Source organism: Acinetobacter septicus (assembly GCF_019355975.1).
Lineage (GTDB): Bacteria > Pseudomonadota > Gammaproteobacteria > Pseudomonadales > Moraxellaceae > Acinetobacter > Acinetobacter ursingii.
Window position 1 is genome coordinate 2,214,635 of sequence record NZ_CP079898.1, and the last position, 23,740, is coordinate 2,238,374.

23 protein-coding genes are annotated in these 23,740 nt (G+C 43.2%); 14 read left to right on the top strand and 9 right to left on the bottom strand.

What is annotated here, in order from left to right; translation table 11 throughout:
• Window positions 1–65: 65 nt before the first annotated feature.
• Complete coding sequence (locus I6L31_RS10600; protein WP_005005514.1) at window positions 66–707, top strand: cation transporter; 642 nt, start codon at window positions 66–68, stop codon at window positions 705–707.
• A 26-nt stretch (window positions 708–733) separates the two neighbouring features.
• Here I6L31_RS10600 and I6L31_RS10605 read toward each other — a convergent pair whose 3' ends face one another.
• A complete protein-coding gene (locus I6L31_RS10605) occupies window positions 734–1,186 on the bottom strand; it encodes a YcgN family cysteine cluster protein (RefSeq protein WP_004986099.1) in 453 nt (150 codons plus the stop codon).
• Between the two features lie 187 nt (window positions 1,187–1,373).
• Between I6L31_RS10605 and I6L31_RS10610 the strand changes: the two genes are divergently transcribed.
• The 8 genes from I6L31_RS10610 to ahr all read left to right on the top strand — a co-directional run bounded on the left by I6L31_RS10610 (window position 1,374) and on the right by ahr (window position 6,580).
• Complete coding sequence (locus tag I6L31_RS10610; protein WP_004986102.1) at window positions 1,374–1,532, top strand: DUF1328 domain-containing protein; 159 nt, start codon at window positions 1,374–1,376, stop codon at window positions 1,530–1,532.
• A 274-nt stretch (window positions 1,533–1,806) separates the two neighbouring features.
• A complete protein-coding gene (locus I6L31_RS10615; RefSeq protein ID WP_005005509.1) occupies window positions 1,807–2,541 on the top strand; it encodes a dienelactone hydrolase family protein in 735 nt (244 codons plus the stop codon).
• Window positions 2,542–2,587: 46 nt separating this feature from the next.
• Window positions 2,588–2,950 (top strand): HIT family protein, encoded by a 363-nt coding sequence (locus tag I6L31_RS10620; RefSeq protein ID WP_004986107.1) that lies wholly within the window; start codon window positions 2,588–2,590, stop codon window positions 2,948–2,950.
• Between the two features lie 119 nt (window positions 2,951–3,069).
• Window positions 3,070–4,104: an A/G-specific adenine glycosylase gene (gene mutY / locus I6L31_RS10625; RefSeq protein WP_005005507.1), complete on the top strand. Its 1,035-nt coding sequence runs from the start codon at window positions 3,070–3,072 to the stop codon at window positions 4,102–4,104.
• A 39-nt stretch (window positions 4,105–4,143) separates the two neighbouring features.
• A complete protein-coding gene (locus I6L31_RS10630; RefSeq protein WP_005005506.1) occupies window positions 4,144–4,680 on the top strand; it encodes a M23 family metallopeptidase in 537 nt (178 codons plus the stop codon).
• Window positions 4,681–4,691: 11 nt separating this feature from the next.
• Window positions 4,692–4,943 (top strand): LSm family protein, encoded by a 252-nt coding sequence (locus tag I6L31_RS10635; protein WP_005005505.1) that lies wholly within the window; start codon window positions 4,692–4,694, stop codon window positions 4,941–4,943.
• A 32-nt stretch (window positions 4,944–4,975) separates the two neighbouring features.
• Window positions 4,976–5,530 carry a DNA-3-methyladenine glycosylase I gene (locus I6L31_RS10640; RefSeq protein WP_005005504.1) on the top strand — a complete coding sequence of 185 codons (555 nt, stop codon included), beginning with the start codon at window positions 4,976–4,978 and terminating at the stop codon, window positions 5,528–5,530.
• Window positions 5,531–5,557: 27 nt separating this feature from the next.
• Window positions 5,558–6,580, top strand: a complete 1,023-nt coding sequence (gene ahr, locus I6L31_RS10645) for an NADPH-dependent aldehyde reductase Ahr (RefSeq protein ID WP_005005503.1) — start codon at window positions 5,558–5,560, stop codon at window positions 6,578–6,580.
• Between the two features lie 49 nt (window positions 6,581–6,629).
• Here ahr and I6L31_RS10650 read toward each other — a convergent pair whose 3' ends face one another.
• Window positions 6,630–8,051, bottom strand: a complete 1,422-nt coding sequence (locus I6L31_RS10650; RefSeq protein WP_005005502.1) for an aminotransferase-like domain-containing protein — start codon at window positions 8,049–8,051, stop codon at window positions 6,630–6,632.
• A 90-nt stretch (window positions 8,052–8,141) separates the two neighbouring features.
• Between I6L31_RS10650 and I6L31_RS10655 the strand changes: the two genes are divergently transcribed.
• Entirely contained in the window at window positions 8,142–8,483 is a 342-nt protein-coding gene (locus I6L31_RS10655; protein ID WP_005005499.1) for a hypothetical protein, read from the top strand.
• Here the strand turns inward: I6L31_RS10655 and I6L31_RS10660 are convergent.
• Window positions 8,478–9,386, bottom strand: coding sequence for a LysR family transcriptional regulator (locus I6L31_RS10660; protein WP_005005498.1), 909 nt, complete (start codon window positions 9,384–9,386; stop codon window positions 8,478–8,480). The genes I6L31_RS10655 and I6L31_RS10660 overlap by 6 nt on opposite strands.
• A gap of 193 nt (window positions 9,387–9,579) precedes the next feature.
• On the opposite strand from I6L31_RS10660, the gene I6L31_RS10665 reads away from it, so the two are divergent.
• The gene (locus I6L31_RS10665) at window positions 9,580–10,758 is read left to right on the top strand and encodes an MFS transporter (RefSeq protein ID WP_005005496.1); all 1,179 of its coding nucleotides are present in this window, start codon (window positions 9,580–9,582) and stop codon (window positions 10,756–10,758) included.
• Between the two features lie 30 nt (window positions 10,759–10,788).
• On the opposite strand, the gene I6L31_RS10670 is transcribed toward I6L31_RS10665, so the two are convergent.
• From I6L31_RS10670 to I6L31_RS10695, 6 genes are all read right to left on the bottom strand, one after another.
• On the bottom strand, window positions 10,789–11,442 hold the full coding sequence (locus I6L31_RS10670; RefSeq protein WP_035272514.1) for an START domain-containing protein: 654 nt from the start codon (window positions 11,440–11,442) through the stop codon (window positions 10,789–10,791).
• Window positions 11,443–11,489: 47 nt separating this feature from the next.
• Window positions 11,490–12,311, bottom strand: a complete 822-nt coding sequence (dapB, locus tag I6L31_RS10675) for a 4-hydroxy-tetrahydrodipicolinate reductase (RefSeq protein ID WP_005005493.1) — start codon at window positions 12,309–12,311, stop codon at window positions 11,490–11,492.
• Between the two features lie 125 nt (window positions 12,312–12,436).
• Window positions 12,437–13,552: a molecular chaperone DnaJ gene (gene dnaJ, locus I6L31_RS10680; RefSeq protein ID WP_004986133.1), complete on the bottom strand. Its 1,116-nt coding sequence runs from the start codon at window positions 13,550–13,552 to the stop codon at window positions 12,437–12,439.
• 105 nt (window positions 13,553–13,657) lie between these two features.
• A complete protein-coding gene (locus I6L31_RS10685) occupies window positions 13,658–14,035 on the bottom strand; it encodes a hypothetical protein (RefSeq protein WP_004986136.1) in 378 nt (125 codons plus the stop codon).
• Window positions 14,036–14,169: 134 nt separating this feature from the next.
• Window positions 14,170–17,304, bottom strand: a complete 3,135-nt coding sequence (locus tag I6L31_RS10690; RefSeq protein ID WP_005005491.1) for an efflux RND transporter permease subunit — start codon at window positions 17,302–17,304, stop codon at window positions 14,170–14,172.
• Window positions 17,301–18,407 (bottom strand): efflux RND transporter periplasmic adaptor subunit, encoded by a 1,107-nt coding sequence (locus tag I6L31_RS10695; protein ID WP_005005489.1) that lies wholly within the window; start codon window positions 18,405–18,407, stop codon window positions 17,301–17,303. Before I6L31_RS10695 ends, I6L31_RS10690 begins: the two co-directional genes overlap by 4 nt.
• A 150-nt stretch (window positions 18,408–18,557) precedes the next feature.
• Between I6L31_RS10695 and I6L31_RS10700 the strand changes: the two genes are divergently transcribed.
• From I6L31_RS10700 to I6L31_RS10710, 3 genes are all read left to right on the top strand, one after another.
• The gene (locus I6L31_RS10700) at window positions 18,558–19,175 is read left to right on the top strand and encodes a TetR/AcrR family transcriptional regulator (protein ID WP_005005488.1); all 618 of its coding nucleotides are present in this window, start codon (window positions 18,558–18,560) and stop codon (window positions 19,173–19,175) included.
• A gap of 161 nt (window positions 19,176–19,336) precedes the next feature.
• The gene (gene ppc / locus I6L31_RS10705; protein WP_004986142.1) at window positions 19,337–22,021 is read left to right on the top strand and encodes a phosphoenolpyruvate carboxylase; all 2,685 of its coding nucleotides are present in this window, start codon (window positions 19,337–19,339) and stop codon (window positions 22,019–22,021) included.
• Window positions 22,022–22,334: 313 nt separating this feature from the next.
• A complete protein-coding gene (locus tag I6L31_RS10710; RefSeq protein WP_005005485.1) occupies window positions 22,335–23,630 on the top strand; it encodes a solute carrier family 23 protein in 1,296 nt (431 codons plus the stop codon).
• Window positions 23,631–23,740: the final 110 nt, after the last annotated feature.

The window sequence follows — 23,740 nt, forward strand, 5'->3', positions numbered from 1 at the left end:
AAGACTTGACCCTAGAGCGACTCCAGACTTTCTAATCAGCTTATCCAAAGTCGAGGAAATTGCAAATGGCATGCTGTAACTGTGATCACGAAGATATCCCTAAAGTTAAAAGCAACAAGTTTAAAATCGCATTATGGATTGCCCTGATTTTAAACTTGGGCATGTTTCTGATTGAAATATTTGGGGGTATGCAAGCCGGTTCGACCTCTCTTTGGGCAGATGCATTAGATTTCTTTGGAGATTCGATTAATTATCTGATCTCATTGCTGGCGCTAGGGTTAAGTCTGTATTGGCGCGCGACGGTTGCGTTATTTAAAGGCCTCACCATGAGCGTATTCGCGCTGATTATTTTAGGAAAAGTGGTCTGGTCGTATCTGCATGGCGTTCCACCTGAAGCAATCACCATGGGCATTATTGGCATGATGGCATTGGTCGCCAATATCATCAGTGCGGTGGTGTTATTTGCGTTCCGTGAGGGTGATGCCAACATGCAATCGGTCTGGTTATGTAGCCGTAATGATGCCATAGGGAATATTGCAGTGATGATTGCGGCATTGGGTGTATTTGGAACACAAAGCGTTTTGCCTGATTTGATTGTGGCCTTATTGATGGCAGGCCTAGGATTGAGTGCAGGCTGGAGCATTATCAAAAAGTCACAGCGAGAACGCCGTGAGCAGCAGCAAAATCAGTTATCGCACTCGCATTAAACCTCTTTTAACTTTTAACCAATTTTTTAGCGAATCCAGCGGACGATATAATCTTCAATATCGTCCTCTGATACATCGACTTCAGACAGACACCGACCTGCGGCCGATTTACGAGCCTTAATGACACTTTGGCGCGAACCTGTATTTAAATAATGCCATGATGGTAAATTTTTACCTTCATTTAAACGTCGATAAGCACAACTTGAAGGCAGCCAACCTATGCTTTGTAATTTTTCAGGAGTTAGTTGAATACAATCTGGAACGAACTGATGCCGATTGGCATAATCTGAACACCGTGCCGTTTGGCAATCCAGCAACTTACACGCTACTTTGGTGTAGGCGATTTCTTCGGTGTCTTCATCCTCAAGTTTAATCAGGCAGCATAATCCGCATCCATCACACAAAGCTTCCCACTCTGTTTGATTGAGTTGTTCTAGCGAATAATGTTTCCAGAAAAATGGACGGATTTCAGTGTTCATAAATCAGGTCACTTAACAGCGAATACACATTATAACACTGTTTCTAATGTTCATCCTTTATGTGGTTTATGTAACTCAATTAATTGAATCTTAAAGACAATATACAGATTGCACACATAAACAACACATAGCTTTTGCAGCGAAGGTTCTATATTTAAGGAACGATAAATATAAGGAGATTAGAACTATGTTTCGTTGGGCGATTATCTTTGCTGTGATTGCATTGATTGCAAGCTTATTAGGTTTCGGTGGAGTTGCAGGTTTGTCTAAAGACTTTGCAGTCATCCTCTTGGTGGTTGCGGTGATTTTGGCCATTATTGGCTTTATTTCACGAGGTCGGGCTTAACTACAAGCTCACCAATCACTTGGTTTTAAACTCTATTTTAAAAAGAATCCGAGATTCTTCTGAAATAAATAACGAACCCCATTAGATGCTCATCTAATCGGGGTTTTGTTTTGTCCGATCTGCGTCGCTAGCAGTCGATCGAATGAACATAGAATGTGCAACCCTACATAAATTCTCACATTTATAAATGAATTGATTACATTGAATATGCATATCACTGCATTTTTTATGATTTAATCATTTTTAATTTCAGTTTGATAACAGGATTTAGCACATGACATCGACCATCAAAACACGTGAAATTCACTACACCGCAAAAGACGGCTCAAATTTGATTGGTTATTTTGCCGCACCTGTAAGTGAAACACCTGTGGCGGGGGTCATTGTTGCACCAGAATGGTGGGGACGAACCGAATATACCTTACAACGCGCGCGTGAACTGGCAGAACATGGCTATGCCGCTTTGGCTATTGATATGTATGGTGATAAAAAAGTCACAGATCAAGCTTCACAGGCCAATGAGTGGATGACACAAACTTTTCAGGATGCAGACACCATTGTGACACGTGCATCAGCGGGTTTAGAAACTTTGGCTCAGCAAGCTGAAGTCAATCCAGAGCAACTCGCTGCTATTGGGTTTTGTTATGGCGGTAAAGTGGTACTGGATCTGGCGCGTTCGGGCGCAGATTTAAAAGCAGTAGCGTCATTTCATGGTACATTAAGCCCTAAGACACCTGCTGAACAAGGTAAAATTCAAGCTGAGATTTTAGTGTTACATGGTGAACAAGACAGCATGGTGACCCTAGATGATGTCGCTAAATTTAAAGCTGAAATGGATCATGCCGATGTCAATTATGAAGTGATTATTTTAGAAAATGCCAAGCATGGTTTTAGTAATCCTTTAGCCGATGAGCGCGCCAAAGCTAACGGCGTTGATTTAGGTTACAATCCTCAAGCCGAGCAGCAAAGCCTAAATGCAATGTATGGCTTACTTGAAAGAACCTTATAAAATTTGCAGCCTATAAAACGATGAAAATGAAAGAGAGGATGGAATCATGACTGAGAAACATTGCCCTTATTGTGAATTTGATGAATATGATGTGATTCATCAAAATGATTTTGGTGCGATTTTGCCCGAAGCTCATCCTCTTTCTAAAGGACATTCGGTCATTATTCCATTACGTCATGTCAGCTCTTTTTTTGACGTCACTGACAAGGAAAGAAAAAGTCTGATTTCCTTAATTGAATTGGCTCGAAATGAGCTTCATCTACGTCATCAACCTGATGGATTTCATATTGCCTTTAATGATGGTGAAGTCTTTGGTGAAAGTGCTGAACATCTTCATATCCATATTATTCCTCGCTATCAAGGTCAGGAGCTTAAATTGGATAAACGCTGGGGCATTGTTCAGGACTAAACCTGTATTTTTATTAAAGAATGATCTTCGGATCATTTTTTTATGCCTATAAAATAGGGTACATGACTTGCTCAGATTAATTTGGTTATACTGCGATACCTGTCTTTACTGTCCGTGTTATGTCTGATTTTTCTTTTGCCGATGCCCTACTCAACTGGTTCGATCATCATGGTCGTCATGACCTGCCATGGCAAATAGCAGATGATCCTTACAAAGTTTGGGTGTCTGAAATTATGTTACAGCAAACACAAGTCAAAACTGTACTGCAATATTTTGAGCGTTTTATTACGCGCTTTCCTACGGTGGATGATTTAGGAACTGCTTCATGGGAGGATGTTGCCCCGTATTGGGCAGGACTAGGCTATTATGCACGTGCGCGTAATTTGCATAAAGCGGCAATACAAGTCCATCAGAATGGGCACTTCCCACAAAATCTTGAACAATGGATGGCATTGCCCGGAATTGGCCGTTCGACCGCAGGTGCACTCATGTCATTAGGACTGCGTCAATACGGCGTGATTTTGGACGGCAATGTCAAACGCGTGTTATCGCGTTTTTTTGCGATAGAGGATGATCTCTCCAAACCCATACATGAACGCGCATTATGGCAAATAGCCGAGCAGCTTTGTCCTATAGAACGCAATCACGATTACACACAGGCGATTATGGATCTGGGCGCAACCATTTGTACACCCAAGAAACCGCTCTGCCTTTATTGCCCCATGCAGCAACACTGTAAAGCACATCAGCAGGGCTTAGAAAATGAACTGCCATTTAAAAAACCGAAAAAAGCAGTTCCAGTCAAAACCGCAGATGTAGTCTTAATTCAATCCAACCAACAATGGTTCTGGCAACAACGTGATCCACAAGGTTTATGGGGTGGGCTGTGGTGCTTACCCATTATTGAAGATAAAAAAATATTATTAGAATGGCGCTCACAATTTGACCTAACCCCTATTTCCAGTCAAATGCAAATCTCGCATAGCTTCACGCATTTCACATGGTTGCTGAATATACAAATGTTCCACGTGGAACCAGAACAACAAGAACATCTGACGACGGAGTTAAATGGCTGTTGGTTAAGCCCTGAACAAGCAACAGCCAAAGGAATTCCGACCGCTATGAAAAAATTGATCTTGGCTATCGATTCATGACATAGTGCAGATCGTGATCATAACAATAATGGAGAGCTTGTGCCTCGCTATCTCCCCTATTTCATTCTTGGCTTTATTATCAGCTTGTTTGCTGCCTGTACCGCGGTTCCGAAAAAATCGCAGCCTTTACCCGCCAATCGCGTTGCTCAATTACAAATGCAAAGACTGGATACACGCTTACCGATTCCAGTTAAAGGAATAAAGCGCAATGAATTGACCGATACATGGGGGGCAGCACGTAGTCAGGGTCGCCGCCATGAAGGGATCGACATTATGGCTCCACGTGGAACAAAAGTGTACAGCTCCACTGATGGATTAGTTGCAGATTTGCGTGATAATAATTTGGGCGGTAAGGTCATCTGGATTTTAGGACCCTCAGGTTCATGGCATTATTATGCGCATCTAGATGGGCATAAACGTGGTCTTGCCGTCGGAGATTATGTCAAAAAAGGTGACCTGATTGGCTATGTCGGCAATACAGGCAATGCCCGATATACTGCCACCCATTTGCATTATGGACTTTATTTATCTGGTAAAGGGCGCGGTGCAGTCAACCCTTATCCATATTTACGTTAGGAACATCAATTATGTCTGAAGCCTTGATCAATCGAATGGTTGAATTTGCTGAATCTGGTAATCAACAAAAAATCTGTTTAAATCAGAAAAATTATCAGGGCTGGATTATGGAAATTTCGGAAGATGCTTTGCTGATCAGTACAGGTTATGCCGACAAATCTGGCAAAGATTTCTGGATCAGTTTTGAAGATTTAAAACAGGCACAATTGTATTATTGGGATACCTCTGCTGATCAGTGGATGCCTTTTTCTTTACAACAATAACTTAAATCATCCCTAAAAATAAGGAATCTCACATGACGGCGCAACGTTGTGGTTGGTGTTCAAGTGATCCACTTTATATGTCTTATCATGATCAAGAATGGGGAAAACCAGAACATGATGAGGCACGTTTATTTGAAATGCTGTGCCTTGAAGGACAACAAGCTGGACTTTCGTGGATCACGGTTCTCAAAAAGCGCGAAGCTTATCGACAGCATTTTTTTCAATATCCTGTTGCACAGATTGCCCAGCTCACAGATGAGCAACTTGAATATAAACTGAATGATACAAGTTTAATTCGTCATATCGGTAAACTAAAAGCGATTCGCGACAATGCCATAGCATGGCAAAAGCTAAAAAGTCAGGGGCACAATATGTCACAATGGCTTTGGGAAACAGTACAACAACAAACCATACGCAACGATGTTGCAGATTATCGTCAGGCACCTGCTCAAACTGAACACAGTTTGCAACTCTCTAAACGTTTAAAGAAAAATGGCTTTAAGTTTGTGGGACCTACGACCTGTTATGCTTTTATGCAAGCCGTTGGCATGGTCAATGACCATGAAAATCACTGCGATTTTCGATGATAAAACTGACATACGAGGATATACAGCATGAGTAGTAACGTCATTCACGCCTACGCAGCAATGCAGGCAGGTGAGCCATTAGCTCCCTATGAGTTTGATGCAGGTGAATTACAACCGCATCAGGTAGAGGTTAAGGTCGAATATTGTGGCCTTTGCCATTCTGATATTTCAGTCATCAATAATGATTGGCATTCTTCAGTTTATCCCGTGGTCGCTGGGCATGAAGTCATTGGTACAATCACCCGACTAGGTAGTGAAGCTAAAGGCTTAAAAGTCGGACAACGTGTCGGTATTGGTTGGACGGCAGAAAGTTGTCAAGCTTGTGATCCATGTATAAGCGGTCAGCAAGTCTTGTGTACAGGCGAGCATACCGCGACGATTGTTGGTCATGCAGGCGGATTTGCTGATAAAGTTCGCGCGGGTTGGCAATGGGTGATTCCTTTACCCGATGATCTTGATCCAGAGAGTGCTGGTCCTTTGCTCTGCGGTGGGATTACCGTATTTGATCCCATTCTAAAACATCAGATTCAAGCGATTCATCATGTCGCTGTGATTGGCATTGGTGGCTTAGGTCACATGGCGATTAAACTGCTTAAAGCATGGGGATGTGAAATCACCGCCTTTAGTTCAAATCCAGATAAAACCGATGAACTCAAGGCGATGGGTGCTGATCATGTAGTGAATAGCCGTGATGACGCAGCCCTTAAAGCTCAACGCGGGAAGTTTGATTTATTACTGAGTACCGTGAATGTAAGTTTGAACTGGAATGCTTATTTAAATACACTGGCACCGAATGGTACATTCCATTTTCTTGGGCTGGTTCTGGAGCCTATTCCCGTCCCTGTCGGTGCATTGATTGGTGGAGCGAAATCCATTACGGGTTCCCCAACGGGTTCACCCGCAGCTTTGCGTCAGTTACTACAATTCGCTGCACGTAAAAATATTGCGCCACAAATTGAAGTATATCCTATGTCAAAAATTAATGATGCCATTGAACGTTTACATTCAGGTCAGGCGCGTTATCGGATCGTGTTAAAAGCGGATTTTTAAATCAGTTATTTTTCAGGCAAGTTCTGATGCGACTTGCCTGAAGTTTTAATCAATATCCATCTACTGCCTGTTTCACCCACTCCGCCAGAAACAAAATTGCTTCTTGTAACTGCGGCGTCAGCGCATGTCCAGCATTCAGCCGTACAAAGTGCTGATAACGCTCATCCTCTCCAAATACCACGCCTGGTACAATATTAATCTGATGCTGTTGGGCTGCCAGATACAAAGCCAAACTATCAATCTTTTGAGGAAGTTCCAACCACAAGGCATAGCCCCCCTGTGGTTGACTTAGACCGATATTCAACGGTGCAAATGCCTTTAAAATATATCGACGATATTGTTCAACCTGCTGCATCAACTGAGGTTGTAAACGGCTTAAATGATTACGATATTCCCGACTATAAATAAAGTCTGCCAAACCCAGTTGTAGTGGCGTATTGACACTGACATTGGCTGAATAGAATTCAGGATACATCGCTTTTAATTGCCCACCAATACAAAACCAACCGACACGATACGCTGTAGACAACGACTTTGACACCGAACCAACCCAGACCACATAGCCGTGTTGATCCCAATATTTAATCGGTAAGGGTCGCTGCCCCTGATAACTACACTCGGCGTAAATATCGTCTTCTAAGATAATACAGTGATATTGTGCAGCCAATTGCGCAATTTTCTGTTTATCAACATCACTCAAAACATATCCCAAAGGATTCTGAAAATTAGCCGTTAGCAGACATAATTTTGGCCGATGCTCTACCATCGCCTGCTCTAAACGGACTAAATCAATCCCTGTTGCATCGGCAGGTGTTTCAATAATACGGCGCTTTAAGCCTGCGATCAGTTGTAATTGTCCATTAAAGGTGGGGGTGGGAATAAGAATACTGTCGCCCTGTAAGCTGAGTTGCTGAATTAACAGGGCGAGTGCTGGCATACAACCATTAGTGATAAAAATATCTTCAGGAGCAATGTACATTCCATCTTCCCGCCAATGCGCAGCCAAAGCCTCACGCAAACGCAGATGCCCTTGCCGATTACAATATAAAAAGTCTTCAGGTTTACAGTGTTTAAGTGCCCGCTGAATAGAACGGCGTAAAGGCTCGATGGGAACCAGTTGAGGACTCAACTGTATCGCACCAAAGGGGGCTAAATGAGGCTGAATAGAAGCTTCCTGAATCTGATTTTGCAATAATAAATTAGTGACGGCACGAGGTCTGGATTCAAAACTCGGACTGGCCGGTAAGCGGCTTCTCAGTTTTGGCGCTTTCACGAAGTAGCCTGATTTCGGCTTAACTTCAATTAATCCCTGCGCTTCCAGCAATTCATAACAACGTTGTGCGGTACTTATACTGACCTGGTGTTGATCTGCAAAATCACGTAATGAACTCAATTTTTGCTGCGGCAAAAGCTGTTGCTGATAAATCTTGTTCGCGATCTGCTGTGCTAAACGCTGATAATGAAACTGCATATCTGTACCGCTTTTTTATCAAAATCTGTATCTGTAATGGTCTATACAATCCAATTATGCTCTAAAAAGCAACCACCATGAGATAAGTTCATGAAAAAATTATGCTTTATGCTGAGTATAGGTCTACTACTGAGCGCATGTCAGCCTTTAAGCGCAGAAAAACAGCAACAGGATTTTATTTGTCGCAGTATGATTCAGGGTTATCTGAAAATACAACAGTACACACAATACAAGTTATGGTCGGTGGATATGCAGCGTCCAAAACTGTTTCGTTATATTTATCGACCAGTGACCGACAATGGCATGATGATCGGCGCACTAAAAAATCAGGCATTAAACTTTGACTGTATTCAGGACCAGATGACATTTCGTTTACGATTGAAACCCAAGCAAAGCTTAATGGAATTTCAGCTCCCTCAAGCAAAACTATGATGCCACAGCCGTTGAAAATTGCTGGCTCAATTCATCTGCCAAAAACTCAATAAATAAACGTACCCGTTTTGGCAGATGTTTTTGTTGATAATACACCGCATGAATATGTTGATATTGCAATTCAATCTGATCTTCAAACAAAGCAACTAAACGCCCTGCCTCTAAATCCTGCCAGATTTCATATTCTGATAATCGTGCAATACCATGACCCGCCAAGGTCAGTTGTCTGACTGTTTCACCACTAGACGCCTTGATTTTTGGAGAAACCGTCACATAGTCATCGCCTATTTTTAAGGGCCATGTATTTAAGTAAACGGGTTTGCTAAATCCCACCAATTGATGTTGTAAGAGTGATTGTGGTGTTTGCGGAATACCCGCCTGCTCCAAATAATCGGGACTTGCCACAATATATAACCGAGATTTACATACCAATTTGGCATGTAGACTCGAATCATGTAATACGCCAAAACGAATTGCAACATCGGTTTTATGCTGCAATAAATCGATGACCTGTTCATTGCTATTTAGTTCGATCTCAATTTTGGGATAGCGTTGCATAAATTTTTGCATCAGCGGAGCAAGCACATGTAAAACAAAGGGTGTTGCTGAATCAATCCGAATCAGACCAGAAGTGTCACTGTCAGATTTGAGTAATGCATCTTCCGCTTCGGCCAATTCTGCCAAAATTGAACGTGCTTTATCTAAAAATAAACGACCTTCTTGTGTCAGTTTCAACTTACGAGTGGTTCGCTCAAGTAATGTGACCTGTAGTTTCTTTTCTAATCGATTGAGCGCACGACTCAAACCTGATGGGGTTTGTTGAAGCTGCTCTGCCGCTGCCACAATTGAGCCTGTATCAACAATACTTATAAATGCGATCAATTCTTCGATGGTAGATTTCATAGGCTGTTATTCGTGATTCCTAGTCAATAATATTTTGCTTACTCCAGTATTTTTTCGCAACAATGTTCAGCACAAAATACATGCCCAATCTTGATCAGTACTTGATGCAGATTATTTTCTCATTGATAAGGCGCTTAAGCATGCAGATTGCATATTTATACCCCCCTATGACGGCAATCTTAGGAAGATCCTCGTGAACCGCAATTTACCCTTGTTGGCTTTAGCAATTGGTGCATTTGCGATCGGCACCACTGAATTCTCTCCGATGGGATTATTGCCCAATATTGCTCATGATTTGGGTGTCAGTATTCCTCGCGCTGGTCTTTTGATTACAGGTTATGCTATGGGGGTGATGCTTGGTGCGCCGATTATGACTTTATACTTTGGACGCTTTTCACGACGTAAAGCACTCATTTTACTGATGTCATTATTTACAGTGGGCAATTTACTCGCTGCAATTGCACCAAACTATTGGAGTCTAATGATTGCCCGACTCATCACCAGCCTTAATCATGGCGCTTTTTTTGGTATTGGTTCCGTAGTAGCAGCTAGTGTCGTGCCTGTACATAAACAGGCCAGTGCGGTAGCTGCCATGTTTATGGGGCTTACCCTTGCCAATATTGGTGGTGTACCTTTGGCGACATGGCTCGGTCAAAATATTGGCTGGCGACTGTCTTTTTTGGCAATCTCCACCCTCGGTTTAGTCACCATGTGGTCGTTATATCAAGCGTTGCCCAAGGCTGCTCCAGCCCAACGTCCAGATGTTAAAGCAGAGTTAAAGGTACTGATACAACCTTCCGTACTCATGGCATTGTTGACGACTGTGCTCGGAGCTAGTGCCATGTTCACTTTATATACCTATATCGCCCCAGCACTCACTCATTTTAATCAGGCCTCACCGACTTTCATTACGCTAATGCTAGTGTTAATCGGGGTTGGTTTTTCAATTGGAAATCACTTGGGTGGTAAGCTGGCAGATCTTGCACTCAATAAAACCCTAATAGGATTTTTTAGTCTGCTCGTTATCGTCATGCTCTGTTTTCCTTGGTTGGCACAGACACAACTGGGAGCAGCTTTCGGTCTGACGCTATGGGGAGTTGCAGCTTTTGGGCTGGTTCCACCCGTACAAATGCGGGTCATGAAAATGGCTCATGCGGCGCCTGGACTGGCTTCATCAATTAATGTGGGCGCATTTAATCTGGGCAATGCCATTGGCGCTGCGGTCGGTGGTTTAGTACTCAGTTTAGATCTGGGTTATATCACCGTTTGTTTTGCTGGTGCAGGATTGGCAGGGCTCGGCTTAGTCTTGATTTTGCTACAAATACAACGCAACAAATCAACCACTCAAAGCAAGCAGCAATGTTCAGCTTAATAGAGAAAGTGCCCCTTATGGGCACTTTACTTATTTTAAAATATCAGGCAATTTTGCCGAAAAGTTTGTGGGTTTTTGTAGTTCCATTTTCATTTTCATCAACATTTGATAAGGCTGTTGCTGCACAAACATGTTCACGAAACTCAAGGGGATCGATCCACCTGGGTCAGCATAGCCGCTGGTGCTGACCTTCACCTTATTGGCTCCAAGTTTTTGGAAAGTCCAGTCGCCTTCATATTTATTTAAACGAATTCGGTCTTTTTGCGCAGGATAATAACCCATCATCGCATTGTTTTTAATACTAATGATACCTGTGCTGGTTTTGGACATTTTGCCTTTCACCACCAAATCCCGATCTTTTAATGGAAATGGAAAATCAAGCACCATATACAGTATGAACTCCCCCTTTTTGTCATCACGTGATAACACTTTGGTTTCACTGACATAAGGCACCCATTTCGAAGCATATTCTACATTGAGAATCAGTCCAACTGCTTGCTCAATGGGAACATCAAATGTCGTTTCTGCTTTGTACTGAATGACAGGATTATTTGCAGTCTGATAAGTCCAGACCTTAATATTATTCTTGTCTAAGCTTAGTTTAGCTTCAGTTGCAGGTCCTGCATGCACCATGAGACAACTCAGGCTCAAAGTGCATGCCAACATCCATGATTTATTATTCATTTTATTCTCAAATCGATTTTATTTTTTAGCGGTAATGACAGTTGCAATTACACCTGAATGTCATTAAATCCCAGTACATCTTTCATATCGTATTTACGTGCTTCACGGCCCACGACCCATGCCGCAGCACGTACTGCACCCGCAGCAAAATTCATACGACTGGTAGCTTTATGGGTAATTTCAACCCGTTCCCCTTCACCAATAAACATAGCTGTATGTTCACCCACAATATCTCCACCACGAATGGTTTGAAAACCAATGCTTTGACGTTCCCGTGGGCCTGTATGACCCTCACGACAGTAAACAGCATCCTGTTTCAGGTCACGCCCTAAAGTCTCTGCAATCGCCTCGCCCATCATCAGGGCAGTACCCGATGGTGCATCGACTTTATGACGATGATGCGCTTCAATAATTTCAATATCGACGCTATCCCCAAAGACTTTAGCTGCAAGTTCCAGAAGTTTAATGGATACATTGACACCCACCGAATAATTAGCGGCATAGACCACAGGCGTTTGAGTTGCAGTAGCATTAAGCAATTGCTTTTGTTCATCTGAAAAGCCTGTGGTGCCAATCACCATCGCCACACCAGCTTCAGCACAAAGCTTCAAATGCTGTTCCGTGGCTGATGGTGCGGTAAAGTCAATCACCACGTCACAGTCTGTTAATACGTCTGCCAGACTGCCAGCGACCTTGACGCCTATATGACCCATCCCTGCCAGCTCACCTGCATCGCTGCCCACTAAACTACTTTCTGGACGTTCGACCGCCGCAGCCAACTGATAGCCTGCCTGTTGTACGGCTTGAATCAGGGTGCGCCCCATACGACCACCTGCGCCCAATACACCAATGCGTGGAGATGCTGACATAATCTGTTCCTAAATCATTAAAAGCGTTGACAATGCGATCTACTATACCAAACTCTTATCGCTCGCTAAAATTTAAGCATAAAAAAATCTGCCAAATGGGCAGATTTTTTTGCAATCAACTTGAATTAATCAAATAAACGATCGAAGAAAGATTTTTTCTTGGATGATGCGCTATGTTCATCACCATCCAGTGTCGCTTGTAGTTCTTTCAGCAACTCACGCTGACGGCTGGTAAGATTCACTGGAGTTTCCACCACGATACGGCAGAGTAAATCCCCAACCATACTACTACGTACTGGACGTACACCTTTGCCACGTAAACGGAACAATTTACCTGTTTGAGTGCCTTCTGGAATTTTTAAGCTAACACGACCTTCAAGCGTTGGAATTTCAATCTCTTTACCCAAAGCAGCATCGGCAATACTAACAGGCACATCCATATAAAGGTCTGCACCATCACGTTGGAACACGTCATGCTCACGCACTACCACTTCCACGTATAGATCACCCGCCTGACCATCACGTACTGCTTCGCCCTTACCTGTTAAGCGAACGCGATCGCCATTGTCGACCCCTGCTGGAATCGTCACTTCTAGGGTTTGTTGACGGTCTTTTACCCCTGAACCATGGCAGCTATTACATGGATTTTTAATGATTTTACCCTGTCCACGACAAGTGCTACAGGTTTGCTGAACCGAGAAGAAGCCCTGCTGCATACGCACTTGACCTGTACCATGACAGGTTTTACAGGTTTCAACATCATTTGGATTTTTAGAACCCTTACCATCACAGACATCACACGGTGCTGGTGCAGTAAAGGTAATGGTTTTTTTGACACCACGAACCGCTTCTTCGAGGGAGAGTTCCATCACGTAACGCAGGTCGGAACCACGGCGTTGGCGCTGTTGCTGACGGCCACCGCCACCAAATGCACCGCCAAAGATATCGCCAAACTGACTGAAAATATCTTCTGCACTAAAACCACCAAAGCCGCCACTACCGCCGCCATAGCCACCTTCAAAGGCATTATGACCCATACGGTCATACATGCTGCGCTTTTCGCCATCGGACAGTACTTCATAAGCTTCGGAAGCTTCTTTAAACTTTTCTTCAGCTTCTGCGTTATCGGGGTTACGATCTGGATGATACTTCATCGCCAACTTACGATAGGCTTTTTTGATCTCATCATCACTCGCGGTTTTCGAAACGCCTAAAACCTCATAATAATCTCGTTTAGCCATATCTGGCGACGCTCCTCACGGAATTTAAAATATACTTAACCTGCGACTAAGTTGGGGGTTTTAGTCGGATTTACAAGGGGGGAAACTGAAAAAAATTAGAATTTTCTAAAAAACAGCTTTGTTTCTCGCATATTTTGCAAGGCCTTTAATCCAAGCGTTCAACAAATATAACCAAGCAATGGCTGAAAATACTACACCGGCAATCGCACATGCCGTTACCCAGAGTGCGCTATTCCAAACGAAGAAAATCAAAGGGATAAACCATAAAGCCGCAAATACAGCCAGCATCAGAAACATCACCACGCTACGCATAATCCACAGCGCATGTGTATGAATCCAGACCTCAGCACCGTCAATCATGGCAATTTTACGTGCAAGGAAATAAGCAATCACGGCAAAAAGAATCGTAAACAACCCCAGAAACATGCACACATAAGATGCTGCAATGTAACGGCGATGCTGTACTAGATTGTTCTGCCCCATGTACTTTTAACCTCAACTCACAGTCTTCACCTTATCTTTTTATGCGGTGAAATTCTGCTGTCATTTTTTGTCTTAACAATAAGATGCTACTATATTGAAATTTTCAATATTTCGCATCTTTTATTCGTAAAAAATTATGACAAATTTGTTGCTCTTTTCACTTTAAACCATGCTGCATACAATGCAGGCAAGAAAAACAGGGTTAAAAAGGTCGCAACAATCAATCCACCCATAATTGCAACTGCCATCGGACCAAAGAAAATACTGCGTGATAATGGGATCATAGCCAATACGGCAGCAAGTGCAGTCAATAAAATCGGGCGGAAACGGCGGACTGTCGCATCAATGATTGAAGTCCACGGATCGTGCCCTGCTGCAATATCCTGTTCAATCTGGTCAATTAAAATCAGTGAATTACGCATGATCATTCCTGATAACGCAATGGTGCCGAGCATCGCAACAAAACCGAAAGGCTTATTGAGCAACAATAAAAATAGCGTCACGCCAATGAGTCCGAGTGGCGCGGTTAAAAACACGATGATAGAACGTGAGATACTTTTCAATTGAATCATCAATAAAGTCATCACCACCGCTAAAAATAACGGCATGCCTGCATTGACTGAACTTTGTCCTTTAGCAGATTCTTCAACCGTTCCGCCAACTTCTACCAGATAGCCATTAGGTAGCTGCGCACGTAATTGATCCATCTTTTCTGACAGCTGATCGACCACGGTCGCAGGCTGTAAATGGCTACGAATATCGGCGCGGACAGTAATGGTTGGCAAGCGATTACGATGCCAGATCAGACCATCTTCAAACTTGTATTGGATTTTGGCAATTTGGGCGAGGGGTATGCTATTGCCGTGACTGGTCGGAATGGCAAGACTGGATAATGAAGCGACATCGACCCGCTCCTTTTGGTCGCCACGTAAACGAATTTCAATCAATTCACGTTTTTCACGATATTGATTAATCACCGCACCAGTAATCGAACTATTTAAAAAGTTGGCCAAATCCTGACTGCTTACGCCCATTTGACGCGCTCGATCCTGATCGATATTCAGCTCAATGATCTTGCTTGGCTCTCCCCAATCCAGATGCACATTGGTGGTATTTGGATCTTGCCCTACGATTTTCGCTACTTTCTGGGCCCATTCACGGACTAAATTAATATCCTCTCCAGACACTCGATATTGCAATGGATAGCCGACTGGAGGCCCATTTTCCAACAATGACACTCGTGTTCTGACCTGAGGTAATAGTTTCTTGATTTGTGTATCCAGAGATTTACGAATTTCATCGCGATCATCCAGAGAAGATGCTAACACCACAAACTGAGCAAAACTGGCTTGTGGTAGTTGTTGATCGAGCGGCAGATAAAAACGCGGCGAGCCTGTCCCAACATAGGCCACATAATTATCAATCCCCTTTTTCTGGGCAAGAAACTGCTCAACCTTTTTTACCGCCTGTTCTGTGGCAGTGAGTGATGCGCCCTCTTCCAGTTTTAAATCGACTAAAATTTCAGCACGATTTGAGGGTGGAAAGAACTGCTGCGGCACCAGTTTAAATAATAGGACGGAGCCAATGAAAATTAAAACCGTCGTAATAATCACCGTTTTACGATAGCTCACGCAAGTTTCGACCATTTTACGAAAGCGTAAATAAAAGGCACTTTGATAGGGATCATGGCTTTCACCTGCATGATGTTGAACAGGCTGAGGCGCAGGTTGATGGCGTAACTTTGCCCAAAGTCGCTGATACCACGGCGCAGTTTGTTGCATCTTGCTAAAATCTGGCAGTAACTTTTCCCCCAGATAAGGTACAAAAAGTACCGCCGCAAACCACGACACAATCAAAGCAATGGTCACCACCTGAAAAATCGAACGGGTATATTCACCAGTACTGGAGTTGGCTGTGGCAATGGGTAAAAAACCTGCCGCAGTAATCAAAGTACCCGTCAGCATCGGAAAGGCGGTGGTTTTCCATGCAAAGCCTGCGGCTTTGATACGGCTATAGCCCTGCTCCATTTTGATTGCCATCATTTCGACTGCAATAATGGCATCATCTACCAATAACCCTAGTGCGAGAATCAAGGCCCCCAGTGAAATTTTATGCAGTCCGACATCAAACATATTCATACCAGCAAAGGTCATGGCCAACACCAGTGGAATGGACAACGCCACCACCAATCCTGTACGGAAACCTAGCGAGAAAAAACTGACCAACAATACGATAATCACAGCTTCGGTCAAAACTTTAATAAATTCATGAATACTGCGCTGCACGGCGACAGGTTGATCCGATACTTTTTTGAGTTGCATGCCAAGCGGCAAGGTCTTTTGTAAATGATCAAATTCACTTTGTAGATTTTTGCCGAGCGCAATAATATCTCCCCCCTTACGCATCGATACGGCAATGCCAATACCGTTTTCTCCCATAAAACGCATGCGCGGTTGGGCGGGTTCGCTAAAACCACGATAGACCTCTGCGACGTCTCCCAATTGTATGGTTCGATTGCCGATCAATAACGGCATATGCTTGAGATCATCAACGTTTTGTAATGCGCCTGTGACTCGAATCTGAATGCGGTCTGTGCCTGTTTCAAAGAAACCTGCATTATTAATACTGTTTTGTTTTTGTAATGCCTCTTGAATCGCAGTCACAGGAATTCCAAGCTGTGCTGCTTTGGTATTGGACAGTTCAATCCAGATTTTTTGATCCTGCAAGCCCACCAACTCGACCTTGCCCACATCCTTGACGCGTTGCAATTGTAATTGCAAACGATCGGCATATTCTTTCAACACGGCATAGTCGTAGTCTTTGCCTGTCAGTACATAGATATTGCCAAAGGTGTCACCAAATTCATCATTAAAAAATGGCCCTTGTACACCAGCGGGGAGTTGCTGTTTGATGTCTCCTACTTTTTTACGCACGTTATACCAAACATCTGGAATCTGATCGGACTTGAGCGAATCTTTGGCAACAAAAGTTACCATCGATTCACCCGGTCTGGAATAGGCCATGATTTTTTCATATTGGCCTGTGGTCATCAGTTCTTTTTCAATGCGATCGGTCACTTGTAAAGACACTTCCTGTGCCGTCGCACCTGGCCAATAGGTTTGAACCACCATCACTTTAAAGGTAAAAGGTGGATCTTCACTTTGTGATAATTTAGAGTAAGAAATAATCCCCACAATGGCCAAGAGCAACATCAGATATAAAATGATGCCTTTATTGTTCAGCGCCCATTCGGATAAGTTAAACTTCATGGCTTCGCTCCTGAAGCAATTTGCACAGGACGATTGTCACGATCGATTGGATGAATTTTTTGTTGTTCATGTAATAGATGTACACCACCTACCACCACGTAATCATTGGCGTTTAAACCCGACAATACAGGTACACTATCGCGTCCATAAGCACCTAAAGTCACCGCAACCTTATGAATGGTCTGATTCGGATTAACCACCCAAACGTAGGCTTGTTGATGATTTGCAGAAACACTGGATAAAGGCACACTGAGGACATCGTGCTGGGTATTGTTAAAAAATACACGGGCACTTTGTCCAAGTTGAATGGAAGGTTGAGCTTCACGTAATGCGACTTTGACACTAAAGGTACGCGATTGATCTGCCGCAGGCGATATTTCACGGACATAAGCGGCATACTTTTGTTCAGGCTGTGACCACAAAGTGATCCATGCAGGTTGCCCTACTTTTAGTTCAGTCATCGCCTGTTCAGGAGCGCCAATGACCACTTCACGATCCCCATCAATCGCCAGTTGATAAGCCGCTTGTCCCGCCGCAACCACTTGCCCGATTTCAATTTCACGCTGGGTAATTACGCCGTTTTTATTGGCAATCAGTTGGTTATATCCTGTCTGATTGGCTGCAACTTCATAATTGGAACGAGCCTGTTGTAAACTGGCCTGCGCTGCATCATTTTGATTTTTGATGCTATCAAATTGGGAGCGACTCACGGCATTTAAAGGCAAAAGCTGTTGAAAGCGTTTTAATTCTTCACTGGCGATTTTTGCCGAAGATTGAGCACTTTCAAGTTGGGCCTTAGCGGCATTCATTTGTAACTGGGCATCTTTTACGTCCAATCTGGCCAAGACTTGTCCAACTTTGACCCGATCACCTACATCCACATAACGCTGAGTAATCTGTCCGCCTACCCGAAAAGCCAAAGCCGTTTGCTGACGCGCCTGTACTTCGCCTGCATAGCTTTTCTGTTCATTCATGCTCGCTGAGGGTTGTGTCACCATGACATAAGGAATTTGTTCTGCTTCAGGCGCTTGCTGATTACACCCACCCAATGTAATTAGACATACTATCCATATACTTAAACTTGTCAGTTTTATCGCGGTCATAACCCTTCGCTCTTATTCAAATTTGTTTTTTAAGGCACAATATAAGCAGTATCTTAATTTGTTTGTTTTTTAATTAATATACCCAGCGGCACATTAATTATGTAAAATGAGATAAGTTTTTATTTTTTAAATTTATTTAAGAGATTTTTTGTGCAAAATACGATTGGTCGACCAAAAGATCTGGAAAAAAGAGCTCATATTTTAGAGGCAGCAAAAGCACTTTTTTTAAAACAGGGCTATCACGGCTCCAGTATGAACCAGATTGCCAAAGATGCTGGTGTGACCAAGCTCACGGTCTATAATCATTTTCAGGATAAAGAAAGTCTATTTACCTGTGCCATTCAGGAAACCTGCGCAGAATGCATTTCCGAACAACACTTTTGTTTAACCGCACAGAGTGATTTTTTACAAGTGTTTTCAGACGTTTGTGAGTGCACGCTGAAGATGATTTATTTACCAGAAGCGATCAAACTTGAACATGTATTACTTGAGCTTGCTGCCGAAAAAAGTCCATTAGCTCAACATTTTTTTGAGGCTTCCCATCAACCGCTTTTTGATGCGTTATGTGAATTTTTCACTCAGGCAGCCAGTTTAAAATTGATTCGTCAGGATAATCCCCTTAAACAAACAGAACTGACATTGGCACTGTTATTGGGTATTCGACATCATCAGGTTTTACTCGGTATTACTGACGTGCCTTCTAACGAAGAAATTGGCGATATTGTGAGTGATACCATTGAAATTTTTATGCTGAAATATCAGGTATAGACCTTTGGCGTATTGTGACCGATGCCATTTTTTGCATCTGTGTTGGTTCTTGTATAAGTGTTAATTTTTTAAACAATAATTCATATATTTTTACGCTCTAGACTTGGAATGTCATTGAATCGGGGTATAGTCAAAAGAACCAAAGCAGGAGAGCTAGCGCCATGATTCAACAAATTGATGCTCCTTTACGTGAGGACGTGCGTCTACTGGGTAATTTACTGGGAGAAACCCTGAAACAGCACGCAGGACAAGATTTGTTTAATCAGGTTGAGCAAATTCGTGCCCTCGCCAAAGGTGCACGTGATGGTCATGCAGAAGCCGAAAAAAAGCTGGAACAACTTTTCTGGGGGCTTAAGGATGAAGAAATCCTGCCATTAACCCGCGCCTTTTCGCAATTTCTTAATTTTGCCAATATTGCAGAACAGTACAATGTAGTGCGTAGCCGTCGTCGCAGTGAATTTGATGAAAATGCACCCTCACCAAATCCACTGGTACACTTATTTACCAAATTTAAAGAGCGGCAGATTTCAGCACAACAACTATTTGACCAAATCTGTCAGCTTAAAATTGAACTGGTATTGACCGCGCATCCAACCGAAGTTAGTCGCCGTACCCTCATTCAAAAATATGACGATATCAATGAAGATCTGGCACGACTGGATCAGCAAAAATTAACGCCGCGTGAACGTCAGGCAGTGTTAAATAATCTTAAAGAATTGATCTGTTCAGCTTGGCAAACCGATGAAATTCGTCATAACCGTCCAACCCCTGTAGACGAAGCCAAATGGGGTTTTACCACCATCGAACAAACCTTATGGAATGCGGTTCCCAAGTTTGTACGTGAACTGAATGAACTGGTTCAAGCACATTGCGAAAACTCATTACCACTAGAAATTGCACCGATTCGTTTTGCCTCTTGGATGGGCGGTGACCGTGATGGCAATCCAAACGTGACTCACAGCGTTACACAAGAAGTCTTGTGGTTATCACGCTGGCAAGCCGCAGATTTATATCTACGTGATATCGAAGATTTACGTTGGGAGCTGTCTATTCAGGCTTGTTCGGATGAGCTGAAACAGGCTTTAGGCTATGAACATCCTGAACCGTACCGCGAATATTTACGTGACACCCGCCAACGCCTTAAAGCGACACGACACTGGTTGGCACAAAAGTTACAAGGTTTTGAAGCCGATGATAGCCAGATTATCCAGACCAAAAGTGAATTGCTTGAGCCATTATTGCTGTGCCATCGCTCGCTGATCGAATCGAATTTACCAGAAATTGCCAATGGTAAATTACTGGACTTTATCTATCGGGTAAATTGTTTTGGTATTGAACTACTCAAACTGGATATTCGTCAGGAATCTGGTCGGCATCGTCAAGCCATCTCAGCGATTACGGAATATTTGGGATTAGGTAATTTTGAATCGTGGACAGAACAGGCTCGGCAAAACTTTTTAATTCAGGAATTACAAAGTAAGCGTCCGTTACTTCCACGACATTTGGACGAACCACAAGATAGCCTGATTCAACATCCTGATGTCAAAGAAGTGTTTGCGACCATGCAGACCTTAGCCGCTCAACCCCCTGAAAGTTTGGGTGCTTATATTATTTCGATGGCGGAATATGCCAGTGATGTACTCGCAGTATTACTGCTACAAAAAGAAGCGGGCATTTTGCATCCTCTGCGTGTGGTGCCATTATTTGAAACCCTGAAAGATCTGGACGGCGCAGCAGCGACCATGAATACACTGTTCAATATGCCGTGGTACAAACAGCATATTCATGGCAAGCACGAAGTCATGATTGGCTATTCAGATTCGGCCAAAGATGCAGGTTTTATGTCGGCGAACTGGGCGCAATATCGCGCACAGGAAGAATTGACTGCCGTTGCGAAACAACACGGAATTCAACTTACCCTGTTTCACGGTCGTGGCGGTTCGATCAGTCGTGGGGGCGCACCGACACAGCAAGCGCTCTTTTCACAGCCACCTGGTTCTATTTCTGGGGCTATTCGTGTGACTGAACAAGGCGAAATGATTCGTTTTAAATTTGGTCTGGAAGAAGTTGCCTTACAAAATCTGGAAATTTATACCGCGGCAACGCTTGAAGCGACCTTATTACCACCTCCTATTCCTAAACAGGAATGGCGCGAACTGATGCATCAAATGACCGATATTTCGGTGCAGGTCTATCGTGAAACTGTGCGTGAAAATCCTTATTTTGTGCAATATCTGCGTACCGTTACACCAGAGCTTGAATTACAAATGTTGCCATTAGGCTCGCGTCCTGCTAAGCGTAAAGTCAGTGGTGGAATTGAGTCGCTTCGTGCAATTCCATGGGTATTCGCATGGACACAAATTCGTCTGATGTTACCTGCATGGTTGGGGACTGGCGCCGCGATTAATCAGATTATTGATGCAGGCCAAAAACAGACATTGGACGAAATGTTACATGAGTGGCCGTATTTCCAAACCCTTATCGATATGCTGGAAATGGTATTGTCCAAATCGGATGGCAGTATTGCCCTGTATTATGAGTCGCATTTGACTCAGGATGAAAATTTAAAAGCACTAGGTACTGAACTACGCCAACGTCTGAAAGATGCAGTCCAGACCTTACTTGCCATGAAAGGTGAATCCAAGTTACTCAGCAATAATGAAGTGCTGGATCAAGCCATGCGTGTGCGCAAAACCTACTTGCTTCCGCTACATCTGCTACAGGCAGAACTCATGAAACGGCGTAGAAGTTATTTAAATGTTGAACAGGCTGAACATACTCCTGTTGATCACGCGTTAATGGTCAGTATTGCGGGCATTGCAGCAGGGCTGCGTAATACAGGCTAAAGTCATTTTTTAAATAGTATGTAGGCCATTTTTCTTTAATAAGAGATTGCCTACATGCATTTAGCCCCTGCATGTTTACAATTTTTTCGCTCACATTTAAATATGTGGTCAGATCTGATCCTCTATTTTTCTTATAAATTCATGTCCTCAATCTTCTGATATATCTTTGAGTTAAATTTTCCATAAATTTACCATTTGGTAAAAATAAAAGATAAATCAAATGCCTTACTTTACCAGTTGCTCAGAAATCAATTAAACCATCATCAAAGAAAGAGTATGATGTGCGCCAGCTAAAACAATTAGAGTTTATTTTATGTCCACTTGGTTTCCAAAATGGCGTCCGTATCAAGGGCAGATTGATCATCGTCCTGTGGCGACCGATGAGTACCTTCCACCTGCTCAAAGTGCAGTTTTAGGTATTCAACATGCATTTGCCATGTTCGGTTCGACCGTATTGGCTCCGTTACTTATGGGCTTTAACCCAAATCTTGCGATCCTGATGTCAGGCATCTGTACCATCTTATTTTTCTGTATGACAGGCGGGCGTGTTCCGAGTTATCTGGGTTCGAGCTTTGCGTTCATTGGCGTTGTAGCGGCTGCGACAGGACATATCACAGGTTCAGGTGCAAATCCGAATATTGGCGTTGCACTGGGCGGTATTGTCGCCTGTGGCGTGATTTATGCCATTATTGGTTTTATGGTCATGCTGACAGGAACGCGCTGGATTGAAAAATTGATGCCACCTGTCGTTACGGGTGCTGTGGTCATGATTATTGGTTTAAATTTGGCACCTGTTACCGTGAAAGCTGTTGCAGGGCATCCTTTTGATATGTGGATGGCGCTGATTACAGTGTTGTGTATGGGCATTATCGCGGTATTTACACGTGGGCTATTACAGCGACTGTTGCTTTTAATTGGTCTACTGATCGCTTATCTGATTTATGCGATTGCCACCAATGGACTAGGGTTGGGTCAACCGATTGACTTTTCACAAATTTCGGCTGCACCGTGGTTTGGTTTGCCCAGCTTAACTGCACCTACCTTTCAAACCAATGCCATGCTGATTATTGCACCTGTTGCCCTCATTTTAGTGGCTGAAAATCTGGGACATATCAAAGCAGTCGGTGCCATGACGGGTGAAGACTTAACTCCTTATCTGGGTAAGGCTTTTGTCGCTGATGGGATCGCCACGACATTGTCAGGTAGTGTTGGCGCGCCAGGGATGACCACCTATGGTGAAAATATTGGGGTCATGGCAGTCACTCGTGTTTACTCGACCATTGTCTTTGTGATTGCAGGGATCTTTGCAATTTTCCTCGGATTATCGCCTAAATTTGGTGCGGTGATTAGTACCATTCCAAGCGCCGTGCTGACAGGTGCTTCGATTGTGGTCTTTGGTTTAATTACCATTGCAGGGGCAAAAATCTGGCTTGAAAACAAAGTTGATTTTTCCAACAACAAAAATCTGATTGTCGCTGCGGTCACGATTATTTTGGGTGCAGGTAACTTTGAACTCATGTTTGGCAACTTCAATTTAGGCGGAATCGGCACCGCAACGTTTGCGGCGATTTTGTTGAATTGGCTTTTTGGCCTAAAAGATAAAAGCTAAAATATTCATTTTTTGAATTTTCAAGCAGCCATAAGGCTGCTTTTTTTATGAAATTAAATCTTGAATCAAGCATTTTTGGTTATCATGACTTTGTCATGCTTAATACTCAC